This window comes from bacterium (genome assembly GCA_035454885.1).
In the GTDB taxonomy this organism is placed as follows: domain Bacteria; phylum UBA10199; class UBA10199; order JACPAL01.
The window spans coordinates 1-13,542 of the sequence record DATIGE010000075.1 but is presented as its reverse complement, the minus strand read 5'-3'; the positions used below and the strand labels follow the sequence as shown (position 1 = coordinate 13,542).

Annotated in this window: 11 protein-coding genes; 6 read left to right on the top strand and 5 right to left on the bottom strand. The window is 62.0% G+C overall.

The window, feature by feature from the left end; genetic code table 11:
* The first annotated feature begins 101 nt into the window (after positions 1-101).
* The 3 genes from metH to VLJ37_12360 all read left to right on the top strand — a co-directional run bounded on the left by metH (position 102) and on the right by VLJ37_12360 (position 6,076).
* Positions 102-3,623: a methionine synthase gene (gene metH / locus VLJ37_12370; protein ID HSA60466.1), complete on the top strand. Its 3,522-nt coding sequence runs from the start codon at positions 102-104 to the stop codon at positions 3,621-3,623.
* Positions 3,620-4,513 (top strand): hypothetical protein, encoded by an 894-nt coding sequence (locus tag VLJ37_12365; GenBank protein ID HSA60465.1) that lies wholly within the window; start codon positions 3,620-3,622, stop codon positions 4,511-4,513. The genes metH and VLJ37_12365 overlap by 4 nt, the downstream gene beginning before the upstream one ends.
* A gap of 69 nt (positions 4,514-4,582) precedes the next feature.
* Complete coding sequence (locus VLJ37_12360) at positions 4,583-6,076, top strand: cryptochrome/photolyase family protein (GenBank protein ID HSA60464.1); 1,494 nt, start codon at positions 4,583-4,585, stop codon at positions 6,074-6,076.
* Here the strand turns inward: VLJ37_12360 and VLJ37_12355 are convergent.
* The gene (locus tag VLJ37_12355; protein HSA60463.1) at positions 6,048-6,785 is read right to left on the bottom strand and encodes a hypothetical protein; all 738 of its coding nucleotides are present in this window, start codon (positions 6,783-6,785) and stop codon (positions 6,048-6,050) included. The two genes, VLJ37_12360 and VLJ37_12355, sit on opposite strands and share 29 nt — an antisense overlap.
* Positions 6,786-6,812: 27 nt before the next feature.
* On the opposite strand from VLJ37_12355, the gene VLJ37_12350 reads away from it, so the two are divergent.
* A complete protein-coding gene (locus tag VLJ37_12350) occupies positions 6,813-7,640 on the top strand; it encodes an SDR family NAD(P)-dependent oxidoreductase (protein ID HSA60462.1) in 828 nt (275 codons plus the stop codon).
* Here VLJ37_12350 and VLJ37_12345 read toward each other — a convergent pair.
* Positions 7,621-8,202 (bottom strand): TetR/AcrR family transcriptional regulator, encoded by a 582-nt coding sequence (locus VLJ37_12345; GenBank protein ID HSA60461.1) that lies wholly within the window; start codon positions 8,200-8,202, stop codon positions 7,621-7,623. The two genes, VLJ37_12350 and VLJ37_12345, sit on opposite strands and share 20 nt — an antisense overlap.
* A 104-nt stretch (positions 8,203-8,306) precedes the next feature.
* Between VLJ37_12345 and VLJ37_12340 the strand changes: the two genes are divergently transcribed.
* Both VLJ37_12340 and VLJ37_12335 read left to right on the top strand, forming a co-directional pair.
* The gene (locus tag VLJ37_12340) at positions 8,307-8,921 is read left to right on the top strand and encodes a sterol desaturase family protein (GenBank protein ID HSA60460.1); all 615 of its coding nucleotides are present in this window, start codon (positions 8,307-8,309) and stop codon (positions 8,919-8,921) included.
* Positions 8,922-8,962: 41 nt separating this feature from the next.
* Positions 8,963-9,859 (top strand): hypothetical protein, encoded by an 897-nt coding sequence (locus VLJ37_12335; GenBank protein ID HSA60459.1) that lies wholly within the window; start codon positions 8,963-8,965, stop codon positions 9,857-9,859.
* A gap of 1 nt (position 9,860) precedes the next feature.
* Here VLJ37_12335 and VLJ37_12330 read toward each other — a convergent pair whose 3' ends face one another.
* The 3 genes from VLJ37_12330 to VLJ37_12320 all read right to left on the bottom strand — a co-directional run bounded on the left by VLJ37_12330 (position 9,861) and on the right by VLJ37_12320 (position 13,398).
* Entirely contained in the window at positions 9,861-11,123 is a 1,263-nt protein-coding gene (locus VLJ37_12330; protein HSA60458.1) for a DEAD/DEAH box helicase, read from the bottom strand.
* A gap of 126 nt (positions 11,124-11,249) precedes the next feature.
* Positions 11,250-12,398 carry a fatty acid desaturase gene (locus VLJ37_12325; protein HSA60457.1) on the bottom strand — a complete coding sequence of 383 codons (1,149 nt, stop codon included), beginning with the start codon at positions 12,396-12,398 and terminating at the stop codon, positions 11,250-11,252.
* Between the two features lie 100 nt (positions 12,399-12,498).
* Entirely contained in the window at positions 12,499-13,398 is a 900-nt protein-coding gene (locus VLJ37_12320) for a GGDEF domain-containing protein (protein HSA60456.1), read from the bottom strand.
* Positions 13,399-13,542 lie beyond the last annotated feature (144 nt).

Below are 13,542 nucleotides of genomic sequence, written 5' to 3'. Positions count from 1 at the left end.
ATCGATTCTGAGACCGAAAAGTTGCGTACTCTTTACGCAGAGCGTCAAAGTTGGGGTCGTAAGCCATGGAAACGGATAAAACGAATGAGATCAGGGAGTTAATGGCGCAGCGCCTTCTGGTCCTGGATGGCGCCATGGGTACCATGCTCCAACAAAAGAACCTCACCGCCGCCGACTTCGGCGGACCGGACTTGGAGGGCTGTAACGAGAACCTCGTCCTCGTCCGGCCTGACGTCATCTTGGAGGTTCATCGGAAGTACTTCCACGCGGGCGCCGACATCGCGGAGACCAATACCTTTGGAGCGACACCGCTCGTCCTGGGCGAATACGGACTGTCGGACAAGGCGCACGAGATCAACCGGAAGGCCGCGGAGCTCGCCGTCCGGGCCGCGAAGGAGTTCTCCACGACCAAAAAGCCGAGGTTCGTGGCCGGGTCAATGGGGCCCACGACCAAGTCGATCACGGTCACCGGCGGTGTGACCTTCGATCAGCTCATCGAGAACTTCCGCGTTCAGGCCCTGGGCCTCGTCGAGGGCGGCTCCGACATCCTCTTGATCGAGACCTCGCAGGACACGCGCAACATCAAGGCGGCGGTGATCGGAGTCCGGAAGGCTTTTGACGAATTGGGCACGACGCGTCCGATCGTCGTCTCCGGCACGATCGAGCCGATGGGCACGATGCTCGCCGGCCAGGCGGCGGACGCGCTGGTGGTTTCGCTCGCCCATTTGCCCCTGCTCGCCGTCGGGCTGAATTGCGCCACCGGTCCCGAATTCATGACCGATCACATCCGGACGATCCACGAGCTCGCGGAAACGGCGGTGTCCTGTTACCCGAACGCCGGCTTGCCGGACGAAGAGGGTTTGTATCTGGAGACGCCGGATTCGTTGGCGAGGCAGCTGGAACGCTTCGCCGACAACGGCTGGCTCAACATCGTCGGCGGCTGTTGCGGGACGACGGAGAGGCACATCGCTGCGATCGCGCAGATGGCGGAGGGGAAGAGGCCGCGCCCTGACCGCAGGGGTTTGGCGCGCCAAACCCGGACCCGGCGATCTTTCTATTCCGGCATCGAAGTCGTGGAGGCGACGGACGACAACCGTCCCTTGGTCGTCGGCGAACGCACCAACGTCATCGGATCGCGCCTCTTCAAGGACCTGGTGAACGCCGAAAAATGGGAGGAAGCGACGGAGATCGCTCGCCGCCAGGTGCGCAACGGGGCGCACGTCATCGACGTCTGCCTCCAGTCGACCGATCGGGACGAGTTGCCGGACATCGATCCCTTTTACGAAAAACTGATCCGCAAGATCAAAGCCCCGCTCATGATCGACACGACGGACCCGAGGGCCGTCGAGAAGGCGCTCACGTACAGCCAGGGGAAGGCGATCATCAATTCCATCAACCTGGAGGACGGGGAGGAGAAGTTCGAGAAAATCTGTCCTCTCGTCCATAAGTACGGGGCGGCCGTGGTCGTCGGCTGCATCGACGAGGACCCCGTCCAGGCCCAGGCGTTCACGCGGGAGCGCAAGCTCGCCGTCGCGGAGCGGTCGATCGGGCTCCTGACGGGAAAATTCGGACTCCGCGCCGAGGACATCGTCATCGATCCGCTTGTCTTTCCGACGGCCACGGGAGACGCCAACTACATTGGAGGCGCGGTCGAGACAATCGAAGGCATCCGGTTGATCAAGGGGAAGATCCCGCACGTCAAGACGATCCTGGGCATCTCCAACATCTCGTTCGGGCTGCCGCCGGCGGCGCGCGAAGTCGTGAATTCCGTCTTTCTCTATCACTGCACCAAGGCAGGCCTCGATCTGGCCATCGTGAACGCGGAGAAGCTGGAGCGGTTCGCGTCGATCCCGGAAGAAGAAAGGAAGCTGGCTGAGAATTTGCTGTTTAATTTCGATGGGAGGGGCGCTGTGACCTCGCCCGACTGGAGAAAGCAGAGTGCCGAGCAGAGGGCGGCGATCAACCAGGCGAACATCGCGGCGATCACCGAATTTTATCGCAAGCACATCAAGAAGGAGAAGAAGGCGGCGCGGGACCTGCCGCTGGACGAGCGTCTCGCCCAGTACATCATTCAGGGCACCAAGGACGGCCTGATCCCGGACCTCGAATTGAAACGGAAAGAGGCCAAGCCCCTGGACATCATCAACGGCCCGCTCATGGCCGGCATGGCGGAGGTGGGGCGGCTCTTCAATGCGAACGAGCTCATCGTGGCGGAGGTGCTGCAGTCCGCCGAGGCGATGAAGGCGGCCGTCGCGCATCTCGAGCAGTTCATGGAAAAGTCGGAGACGGCGGCCAAGGGGAAGATCCTGCTCGCCACCGTCAAGGGCGACGTCCACGACATCGGGAAGAACCTAGTCGAGATCATCCTCAAGAACAACGGTTACGAGGTGATCAATCTCGGCATCAAGGTCCCTCCCGAGGAGCTGATCAAGGCGTATCACGCGCATAAGCCGGACATGATCGGATTGTCGGGGCTCTTGGTGAAATCCGCCCAGCAGATGGTGGTGACGGCGGGGGATCTGAAGGCCGCGGGGATTCAGGTCCCTCTCCTGGTCGGCGGGGCGGCGCTGTCGGACAAGTTCACGCGGTCGAAGATCGCTCCTTCGTACGACCAACTGGTGCTCTACGCCAAGGACGCCATGACAGGGCTCTCGCTCGCCAATCAACTCGGCAACGACGAGTCGCGGAAAATCCTGTTGGAGGGGGTGAAGTCGGCGATCGGCGCGGAGGCGTTGCGGGCGTCCGAACACGAATTGTCTCCGGAGACGGAGACCCGCAGCGGCAAGGTGGGGCTCGGCGTCCCGATCCCGCCCGCGCCCTACCTGGACCGCAAGGTCCGGGACGTCCCGCAGTTGAAGGAGATCTGGTCCTACGTCAACCCGCAGATGCTCTATTCAAAACATCTGGGCTTCAAGGGGAACTTCGAGAAGGCCCTCGCGGACCGCGACCCCAAAGCGATCGAACTCAACGAGCGCGTGGAAGAGGTGAAGGCGGAGGCGGCGAAGTTTTTGAAAGTGAAAGCCGTCTGGCAGTTCTTCGAGGCGGAGGGGTCCGGGAATGAGATCCGGCTCTTCGCCCCCGGGGGGAAGAGTCCGATCCACGTCTTCCGATTTCCGCGGCAAAGGAAGGAAGACGGCTTGTGCCTCGCCGATTACGTCCTTCCGCCCAGCGCCGCAAAGAGGGACCACATTGTGCTCTTCGTCGTCGGCGCGGGGCAGGGCGTGCGCGAGCGATCGGAGGCGTACAAGGCGTCGGGCGAGTACCTCAAGTCCCACGCCCTGCAGGCGCTGGCGCTCGAAACCGCCGAAGGCTGCGCCGAGTGGCTGCACCGGCGCATCCGGGAGGACTGGGGATTCCCCGATCCACAGGCGATGACGATGCAGGAGAGGCTGACGGCAAAGTATCGCGGCAAGCGCTACAGCTTCGGCTACCCGGCGTGCCCCAATCTGGACGACCAGGCCGGCCTCTGGAAGCTGATCCATCCCGAGGACATCGGGATCCGGCTCACGGAAGGCATGATGATGGAACCCGAGGCGAGCGTGTCGGCGTTGGTCTTTCACCACCCGGATTGCTCCTACTTTAGCGTCGGAACGGCGATGAATTTCATCGGAGGCGATGTTTGAACGCGCTTTTCACGGGCGGGAACGCGTCCCTCTCGGGATTCGTGAGTTGTTTCGGCTTCAATCCCTTGGGTTTTCCGAGGGTCCCCTTCGGGTCGCCGCAGAGCGGATGGCGTTCGGCCACGCTGACGTCCGAAAATCAACAGGCCTTCGTCTCCGGGATCCGGCCGGTGCTCGAAGAGGCGCGGCGGTTCCTCGGGGATTCCGGTGACAAGCCCATTCCCGACACCCTGTGGCGAATGCGGTGGGACGGCGACGATCGCTTCAGGCTCTCCCGGCCCCGATATTCGTTGTTTTTCGATCTGAGCGAGGACCCATGGACCGATCTCGTGGAGTTTCGAAAGGAATACTGGCCGGACGGCGGCGGCCGACGCCTTATTTCCCAAAAAATGCGCCGGACGCGGAACGAGGCGGAGCCCCTTCGGGAGATCAAGGAAATGGTCTTTTCGCATGCCGAAATGTGGCGGGAGTTCGGACGCGATTCCCGCGCCGTCGGCCTGTTCGAACACCAATTGATGATGCTGTTCCAGGTTCCCAACTTCGAGCGCCTCCGTGTGGTCTCGGGACAGGCCTTGGTACTCAATTCCCGCGAGCCGCTCATGACCCGCTGGAATCCCAATTTGAGCCGGTCTCCGGCGCCGAAGGGCGCCGTCGACCAGGAAGCGCCCACCCCCGCGCAAGGCGTTTCCGCCATCGATCCGGATTACCCTTACCGGGTCTATTACGAGAAAGGCGCCGATCAAGGCCTTTTCCGGCTTTATCTGAGCCGCCGGGAGCCGGGAAACGCCGCCCTCACGATGGGGTTGGGGCTCAAGATCCTTTGGGATCGGATCGAAACGTTCGTCGAGACGACCGATCGGGCCTATCCCGGCGCCGCGTTGCGGCGATTGTAAACCGGCGGATCGCGAGGGCCGCCACCATCCGGATTGCCCGCATGTCTCCGCCGTGGCATAAAGCTCCGAGTGGAAGCCGCGCTCATCTTTCCCCACCAGCTCCATGACCGCCACCCGGCGGTCATGGCGGGGCGGCGCGCGTTCCTGGTCGAGGATCCCCTTTTTTTCGGAGACCGGAATTACCCGCTCAGCTTCCACAAGAAAAAGCTCGTGCTGCACCGCGCGTCGATGAAGCGCTACGCGGCCGAAGTCTTGGAAAAACGGGGCGCTCCCTGCGATTACATCGAATATCATCAAATCCGGGGGCCGGGCGATCTGTTCCGGCATTTGGAAAAAACCGGAGTGAGAAGGGTCCACATCGCCGAACCGACGGATTTCCTGCTCGAAAAAAGGATCCGGACGTTTTCAGAAAAGACGGGCCTTCAGGTTGTCTGGCATGCCACGCCCAATTTCCTGACCGATCTGAAGACGGCGGACGCGTTCTTCGGCAAGACGCGCGCCTACATGATGGCCAAGTTCTACATCTTTCAACGGAAACGCCTGGGCGTTCTCATGGACATCGGCGGCGGACCCGTTGGCGGGCGGTGGAGTTTCGATGCGGAGAACCCGAAACGAATTCCGAGAGATCTTGCCGTCCCTTCCCCGAAAAGGTTTGGAGACAATCCCTATGTTCGAGAGGCCTCGGCCTACGTCGGCGAGCGCTTTCCGGGAAATTTGGGATCGACCGATGGTTTCGTCTACCCCACCAGCTCCGACGAGGCCCGCGCCGCGTTCGAGGATTTCCTGGAACGGCGGCTCGAAAAGTTCGGGCCCTACGAGGATTCCATTTCGGAGAAGGAGGGGACCCTTTTTCATTCCCTCCTCTCGCCGGCCTTGAATGCTGGTCTCGTGAATCCCGACGAAATCCTTCAGAGGACGCTCGCCTTCGCCCGCGAGGCGGATACGCCCTTGGCCTCTCTGGAGGGCTTCATCCGCCAGATCATCGGCTGGAGGGAGTTCATCCGGGTCGTCTACGTCCGCGAAGGGGTCCAGCAGCGGACGTCGAACTTTTTGGAGAACGACCGGGCGCTGACTTCCGCCTGGTACGACGGGACCTTGGGCGTCGACCCCGTCGACCGGGTGATCCGCCGGGTGGCCGAGACGGGCTATGCGCATCACATCGAACGGCTGATGGTCTTGGGAAACGCCATGCTTCTTTCGGACGTCCATCCGGACGAGGCGTACCGGTGGTTCATGGAGATGTTCGTGGACGCCTACGACTGGATCATGGTCCCCAACCTCTATGGCATGAGCCAATACGCGGACGGAGGCCTCATGACCACCAAGCCGTATTTTGCGGGCGCGAACTATCTCCTGAAAATGAGCGATTTCCACAAAGGGCCCTGGTGCGAGACGCTCACGGCGCTCTACTGGCGCTTCGTCGCCCGCCACCGGGACCTGCTTTCCCGGAATCCCCGCCTGGGCGTGATGGTGAAGACCCTCCTCAAGATGTCTCCGTCGGAGCGGCAGCGGCGTGTCACGGAAGCGGAGGCGTTCATCGGGCGGACGACCGGGAGTCGATGAAGCGGGAGATCACCGTGAAGAGGTTCTTTTGGCACAGGGCGCTGGCTTTGACGTAGCGCGGAATCTTCAGAAGGACCTTGGGGTTTCTCAGGAGATAGGACACGGGGTGTTCTTCGTCGTAGGGTTCCTTCGACGGGAATTCCTCCTCCAGCGGATCAAAAATGGCGCGCAGCGAGACGAAGGGAGTGCCGGATTTCTCGGCGATCGCGGCCACCGCCGCCGTTTCCATGTCCACGCAGGCGGCGCCTTTCGAGCCCGCCTCTTCCTTGGCCCCTTTTCCCGCGATCTTCCAGAGCGTCATCAAGGGGCCCGCGCGGTAGGGCAGGTCCTCTTCCCGGATGAGCCGCTCGAGTTCCGACCGCTCCCGCTCGGAGGTGGAAAACCGGTCCGTCGGCGCCTCGGAACGGATTTCGTTGGGAAGGACGAGGTCGCCGGCCTTGAGATCGGGATGCGCCGCGCCCGCGCAACCGGCGGAAAGGACGAGGGCCGGGGCCGCGTGCTCGAACAGGCGCTCCGCGGCCTCGTGGGCGTTGGACAGCCCCACACCGGTCCGGCAGAAGACGACGTTCACGCCTCGGAAAGATGTGAATTGAATCAAGGCGGGTTTGGTGATGATTTTCGTCCGGATCGATGATTCCTTGAGGAGCGGTTTCACTTCATCGGTGAGCGCGTAGACGACGGCGAGAGGGACGGCGATGGGAGAGGTCACGCGCGGTGTTGTACCAGAGGAGGCGCCATGCGTCCGCTAAAAAATCAGGTTGTGATCGTCACGGGGGCCTCGTCCGGTATCGGCGAGGCGCTCGCGCGGGAATATGCGGCGCGGGGCGCGCGGCTCGTCTTGGTCGCCCGGAGGGCGGACCGGATCGACCGGCTGGCCAAGGAGATCCGGTCGGGCGGGGGCTCGGCCGTCGCCGTGTCGGGTGACGTGACCTCGGACGGGGACCTCGAGCGCGCGGCCGAGGTGGCGCGAAGGGAGTTCGGCGGGATCGACGTCGTCGTGGCCAACGCCGGCTTCGGCGTGAACGGCCTGGTCCAGGACCTGGTCCTGGACGATTTCCGCCGCCAGTTCGAGACGAACGTCTTCGGCGTCCTCCGGACGTTTTATGCGACCGTCGAGGATCTGAAAAAGTCGCGGGGATCGTTTGTGATCGTCGGGAGCGTGAGCGGCCACGTCGCGACTCCGACGACCGGGGCCTACGCCATGAGCAAGTTCGCCGTGAGGGCCCTGGCGGATTCGCTTCGCGCCGAGATGAGACGGAACGGCGTGGCGGTCACGCTTATCAGCCCGGGCTTCATCCGGTCGGACATCCGCGTCACGGACAACCTGGGTCGCGTGAGGGACGGCGCGAAAGACCCGGTCCCCGGCTGGCTTCAGATGCCCGCGGAGAAGGCGGCCCGGAAGATCGTCCGTGCGATCCAATGCCGCCGCCGTGAACGGATCCTGACGGGGCTCGGGCACGTCGCCGTCCCGTTGCAACGGTTCTGTCCCTGGCTGATCGCGTGGTTGTTGGGGCGGGTGAGGGTAAAGACGCGGGAGGAGAGGCTTAACCCATCAACTTCCTGAACAGAGCCAAGACCTGCTGCTTCCTCTCGTCCACCGCCTCCCCCGACAGCGTGTCCTTGTGGAAGATGTCCACCATCGTGTGCGCGTGGGAGAAGTAAAACGCGATCGCCCCCATGAACGAGATGATGAGATGTCCCGGATCGAGGTCCTTCGGGACCGCGCCCGCGGCCTGGCCCTGGCGGACCAGCGTCTCGATCTGGCGGTAGATCGGCCCCCGGATGTCCTTCCAGAGCGCCCGTGAGGCCGTCCCGCCTTCCAAGCCGTCCCACATGATCAGCCGGACGAAGATTTGGTTCGTCGCGACGAAGTCGTGGAAGATCCGGATCGCCTCGAGGAGCAGGTTGGCGGGGTCCAGCGGCGTCGCCGGCGTTCCGTTCCGGGTGAGCTCCTGGGCGAACCAGGACGCCAACTGCTCCCAACCCCGACGGTGGACGGCCAGATAGAGACCCTCCTTGTTGCCAAAATAATGGTAGATCATGCGCTTGTTGGCCCGGGCCTTTCTGCAGATGTCGTTCAGTCCCGTCCCGTGAAAGCCATGCTGGGCGAAGAGGTTCGTGGCCACCTCAAGGATGGAGCCCTTTGTTTTCTCAGGGTTTCTTTTTATTGTAACCGAAAGGTTACTTTTCTGTTTGACCTTCATGAATTGATTCTTTATATTGTAACCATATGGTTACTTCAAGCCTTGTCCGTCGTTTCCGCAATCCCTGGATGGCGATGGCCCTGTACGTCCCCCTCGGGGTCCTTATCGCTTACCTGTCTCTTTGGGCCCATCCAAGGTCTTTCATCGACGCCGTGGGCCTGGTCGCGATCGGCGTCTTCGCCTGGACCCTGATCGAGTACGGCCTCCACCGTTTCATCTTTCACTGGACCGACGTGAAGGAGCCGTGGCGCACGCTGGCCTCCGGGCTCCACATGGCGCATCATGCGAGCGCCGACACCGCGGACCTGATCGTGGCCCCGCCCGTTGCGAGCCTCGGCTTCGGGACCGTGGTGTATCTCGTTTTCGCGCTCCTCTCCTGGAATCTTGCCACGGCGGCCCTCCTCATGGACGGCGTCTTCGTCGGCTACCTCTTCTACGAATGGGTGCATTTCATGGCGCACCGCTTCCATCCCCGTTCGAGGGCAATGAAGTACCTGAGACGTTATCACCTCCAACACCATTTTCGCCATGAAGCCGAACAGTTCGGCGTCACCACGCCCCTCTGGGATTGGGTCTTCGGCAGCTACCGCACCGGCCCGGTTCGCCACACCGCGGCAACGAAAATGGGTTCCAGACCCTAATTTCCCTGTATTTGCGGGCGGCATCCTGCCATCATCTTTTGATGACAAGAAACTATCTCTCGATTTTCACCCCCAGCACCGCGGAAGAGCGGAAAAGGAACTTTGAAAATTACTGGAGCTACACGCAGGCCCACGACGGCGACATCGTGGAGAGCGAGCGGGACCTGCTCAAGAAGAAGGACCTGATCCGAAGCTACCGGGAAAATCCCGTCCGGTCCCGGCGCCCGTTGGACCGTCCGGAGGTTTTCTACCGGAATTACGTCCACATGCAGGATGACCCGAAGACCCTCGACCGCAAGACGCTCCTCCTGACCTGCATTTACAAGTTCGCGCGGCACGAGTGGGTGGGAATTTCGGGGGCCTGGGACGCCATCCCTTCCCTGGCGGAGTCGAAAACGACGACCGACAAGATCAGCCGATACCATCTCTGCGAGGAGTTCTGCCACGTCCGCCTCTTTCACGAGATGTTCCGCACGATGCAGCTGGACGAAGTGGAGTGGGTGCCGCCCGGCAAATGGATGCAGAGGATCTACCGCATCTTTCCCCACCTGCCGGAATCCCTCATGGCCGCCCCGGCCTTCGTGACGGAGCTCATGGGCATCACCTTCTACCAGCACGTGGACCGCCTTCTGGACGAGGTCTTCGCCGACGAGCCCGAGGCCCGCGACCGCATCCGCGCCTTGCTCCACGAAATCATGGTCGACGAGCTGGCGCATATCGGCCAGAGGCGGAATTTTATCGGGCCTCTCGGCATCCGCGTGGCCAAATGGTTGGTCAAGCCGCTCTATCGGGTGTTCTTCAACGACATCCCGGAATCGAAGCTGCTCTTCGACGTCGACCGGATGGTCGAAGACGGGCTGGCCTTCGACTACAACGGCGTCTCACCCGATCTTCTCGCCAAGAGCTGGGTCCCCAGCTACTGTCAGGTGTCTTACTGACCTACCTTCGGTTTCCCGGCCGGTGGAAATGGCCGCCGAAACGGCCCCCGGGCCTACCCTGCGGGGGTCGATGGCCGCGTTGGGGGGCGTGATGCGCAGGTCCTTCCTCCTTCGGCTTCTTGTAATCAAAGTCAGGCAGGGTCACGCGCGGGAGCGCATGTTTCAGGATTCTCTCGATGTCCCGGATGAGAGGTTCCTCGTCGCGGTCCACCAACGTGAACGCGTCGCCGGTGGCGTCCCCTCGGGCGGTTCGGCCGATCCGGTGGACGTAGGTTTCCGGCGTCTCCGGGACGTCCAGGTTGACGACGTGCGAGATGTCGTCGACGTCGATGCCGCGCGCGGCGACGTCGGTGGCCACCATGATCTGGCTTCTTCCCCGGCGGAACTCGTCCAAGGCCCGCAGGCGCTGGTTTTGGTTGCGGTCGCCGTGAATGACGGAGACGGTAAAGCCCTTTTTCTCAAGTTTGTGGCCCAGACGGTCCGCGTTCCGCTTGGTGCGCGTGAAGATGAGGACGGACGTCATGCCCTGGCCGCGCAGGATTTCCACCAAGAGTTCGGTCTTCAGGTGCCTCGGGACGGGATAGACCGCGTGCCGGATCCCGGCCGCGACCGACGAACGCTGCCCGACCTGGACCGTGACCGGGTTGGCGAGGATCTTGTGCGCCAGAGCCGACATCTCCGCGGAGAGCGTCGCGGAAAAGACGAGGTTTTGTCTCTTGGGCGGCAAGAGCCTGAGGATCTTCTGGATCGCCGGGAGGAATCCCATGTCCAGCATCTGATCCACCTCGTCCAAAACGAACATCTCCACCTCGGAGAGTTTGAGCCGGCCCGCCTCGACGTGGTCCAGCAGGCGCCCCGGCGTGGCCGAGAGCACGTCCAGGCCGTTTTGAATCGCGGAGATCTGGGGCTGGAACGAGACGCCGCCGAAGATGGCCGTGCCCTTGAGGTGGACAAAACGAGAAAGGGACTTCAAGTGTTCCATCGATTGCAGGGCCAGTTCCCGTGTCGGCGCGATGATGAGGGCGCGGGGGGCCTTCCGCCCCGGGACCTGAAGCAGCTTGTGGAGGATGGGCAGGACGAAGGCGGCCGTCTTGCCGGTGCCCGTCTGGGCGAGCCCGATGACGTCGCGGCCCTCCAGAATGGCGGGGATCGCCTGGGCCTGGATGGGCGTCGGCTTCAAAAAGCCCATGTGGTGGATGCCTTTCAGCAGGTTGGGGTGGAGTTTGAGCGTGTCAAACGTCGTTTCGTGCGATGCGGTGGTCATGATCAATGCCTTCTATCCTTCCGTTATGTTTGGGTTTTCTTTGCTTTCTACCTGATTGAAGAAGCGGTGTGAACCCGAGTGAGGCCTTTACCTTACCCGAAGAATCCGGAAATGGGGGAAATTTTTTTAACCCGGCCGGTGATGGGAGAGGCGTTCGATCACCAGGATGAGCACGGCCCATTTGGCCTGGGAGGCCTCGAGTTGAAACCGGTACTCCCGAATCTTGAGTTTCCACAGCTCCCGGGCCCTCTGAGAACCTTCGGCGGCCATTTCTTGATACCGAATCTTGGCCTTTTCCCAGCGGGCGGCGGCGGCCTCCACGGCGCTTCGCGCGATCTGCAGCCTTTTTTCGAGCCGGTCTTGAAAGCGGGTCGGGGACGCCGCCATGCGACGGCGCACGCGCTCGAACTCGGTCTCGATGCGCGCCTTCAGGAGCATTTCCTTCCGGTATCGAGTGACACGTCCCACCACGCCGGCCCAACTCATGAGAGTGACCCACCACTTGGTCGGGTCCCAATGATACCAGCGGTAGCCGTTCCGGTAGTCCGAGGCGAAACGGTGGTGAAAATTATGATACCCCTCGCCGTAGGTGAGGAAGGCGAGCCACCACGAATCACGCGCCGAAAAGGCCTCGGTGAAAGGGCGTTTGCCGACCTTGTGCGCCAATGAATTGATGAAGAACGTCAGGTGATGGACGACCACCACCCTGACGAAGCCTCCCCAAAGAAGCCCCGCCAGGGGACGGCCGAAGGCCCACCCGATCAGGGTCGGCAGTACGAATCCGAAGGCGATGGCGATGGGCAGATAGTAGCGGTCCTGCCAGACGACGAGCCTGTTCCGGGTCAGGTCAGGGACGTTGCTGAAATCGTCGTCCTTGGGGCTCTTAAAAAAGATCCAACCCATGTGGGCGTGAAAGACGCCTTTTTGGATGTTGTACGGGTCCTCGTCCTGATCGATGTGTTGATGATGGACGCGATGGTCGCGTGACCACCGGAGCGCCGAGTTCTGAAGGGAGGCCGCCCCGCAGACGAGGTAGAAGAGTTCGAGCGCCCAATGGCACTCGTAGCTCCGGTGCGCGAAATGACGGTGATAACCGGCCGAGATCCCCATGCCCGCCGTCAGGACGTAAAAGACGAAGAAAATCGCGAGATCCGGCCATTGAACGCCGAAGTGGAGCGCGTACCAGAGGGTGCCTCCGACCGCGACCACGGGGGAAAGGAAGAGAAAGAGGATGTTGGTCCAGTCGAGTTTCCGTCCTGCGTCATTGATTTTCATGATCTCCATTCATTTTATCAAACGGCGGCAAATCGCGCCACCCCTGGCAAGGGGCGCAAGCCGTAGCGCGTCAACGGGGGAGAAGCAAGAAATCTCGTTCTTAATTCACGAAACTCACGCGGTTTCGGCCGGATCTCTTGGATTGGTAGAGGAGTTCGTCCGCACACTTGAGCATATTCGACCAGTCCGCGAAGTTCTGCCCGGCGAGTACGGCGATTCCCACGCTCACCGTGACGCCGATCGTCCGCCCCTCGAAGACGACGGGAGCCGCCTCCACCGCCTTTCTCAGGCGCTCGGCGACCGAGACGGCGCCCTGGACGTTCGAGCCCTTCAGAAGAATGACGAATTCCTCGCCGCCGTAGCGCGCCAGGATATCCTCCTGGCGCACGATGGAGCGTGCGATCCCTCCGACGTGTTTCAGGACGTGGTCGCCGGCCGGGTGCCCGTGCTCGTCGTTGACCCTCTTGAAGTGGTCGAGGTCGAAAAGGACGAGGGACAGCGGGACGTTGTTTCTCAGCGCGAAGCTGAACTCCTCGCGCACCCGTTCCTCGAAGTATCTCTTGTTATAGGCCCCCGTGAGGGCGTCCGTCGTCGCCATCTTGTAGATTTCCTGATGGAAGACGTTTTCGGCCCGTCCCTGGTAGGTGTATTTGAAGATGGTCGAGGTGGAGAGCTGGACCTTGTCGCCGTCGCCGAGCTGCCGTTCCTGGATGCGGTGGCCGTTCACGAAGGTCCCGTTGGTGCTTCCCAGGTCCTTGATGACGGTGACCCCGTCCGAGTAGTCGATTTGGCAATGGCGGCGCGAGATTCCCAGGTCGGCGATGGGGATGTCGGCGTCGGCGGAGCGCCCGAGCACGACGCGTCCCTCCTTGAGCAGGTGCATCTGGCCCATCTGGGGACCGGCCAGGAAGACCAGGTGGGCGTATTTTTCGTCCGGCAAGGAGAGATCGTCCACGCGCGTGATGACCGTATGTTCCGGATTGCTTTCGTCGGCCGGCATGGCTCCTCCGTGCGATTTTCGAGGTATTCTACGATACTAAGGGCATGTTATCCATAAACTTATGGGTCGAGGTTCCATGAGGCTTCCGGCAAGAAGGATTGAAACCGGATCGGAGAAGAAGATCGATGAAGTCAGTCTCTCGAT

What these genes read in the sequence shown, in the direction of transcription:
- metH (HSA60466.1), top strand. Translation starts at nt 102, where the DNA reads ATGGCGCAGCGCCTTCTGGTCCTGGATGGCGCCATGGGTACCATGCTC.
- VLJ37_12350 (HSA60462.1), top strand. Translation starts at nt 6,813, where the DNA reads ATGCGTCCGCTAAAAAATCAGGTTGTGATCGTCACGGGGGCCTCGTCC.
- VLJ37_12340 (HSA60460.1), top strand. Translation starts at nt 8,307, where the DNA reads ATGGTTACTTCAAGCCTTGTCCGTCGTTTCCGCAATCCCTGGATGGCG.
- VLJ37_12335 (HSA60459.1), top strand. Translation starts at nt 8,963, where the DNA reads ATGACAAGAAACTATCTCTCGATTTTCACCCCCAGCACCGCGGAAGAG.
- VLJ37_12330 (HSA60458.1), bottom strand. Translation starts at nt 11,123, where the DNA reads ATGACCACCGCATCGCACGAAACGACGTTTGACACGCTCAAACTCCAC.
- VLJ37_12325 (HSA60457.1), bottom strand. Translation starts at nt 12,398, where the DNA reads ATGAAAATCAATGACGCAGGACGGAAACTCGACTGGACCAACATCCTC.
- VLJ37_12320 (HSA60456.1), bottom strand. Translation starts at nt 13,398, where the DNA reads ATGCCGGCCGACGAAAGCAATCCGGAACATACGGTCATCACGCGCGTG.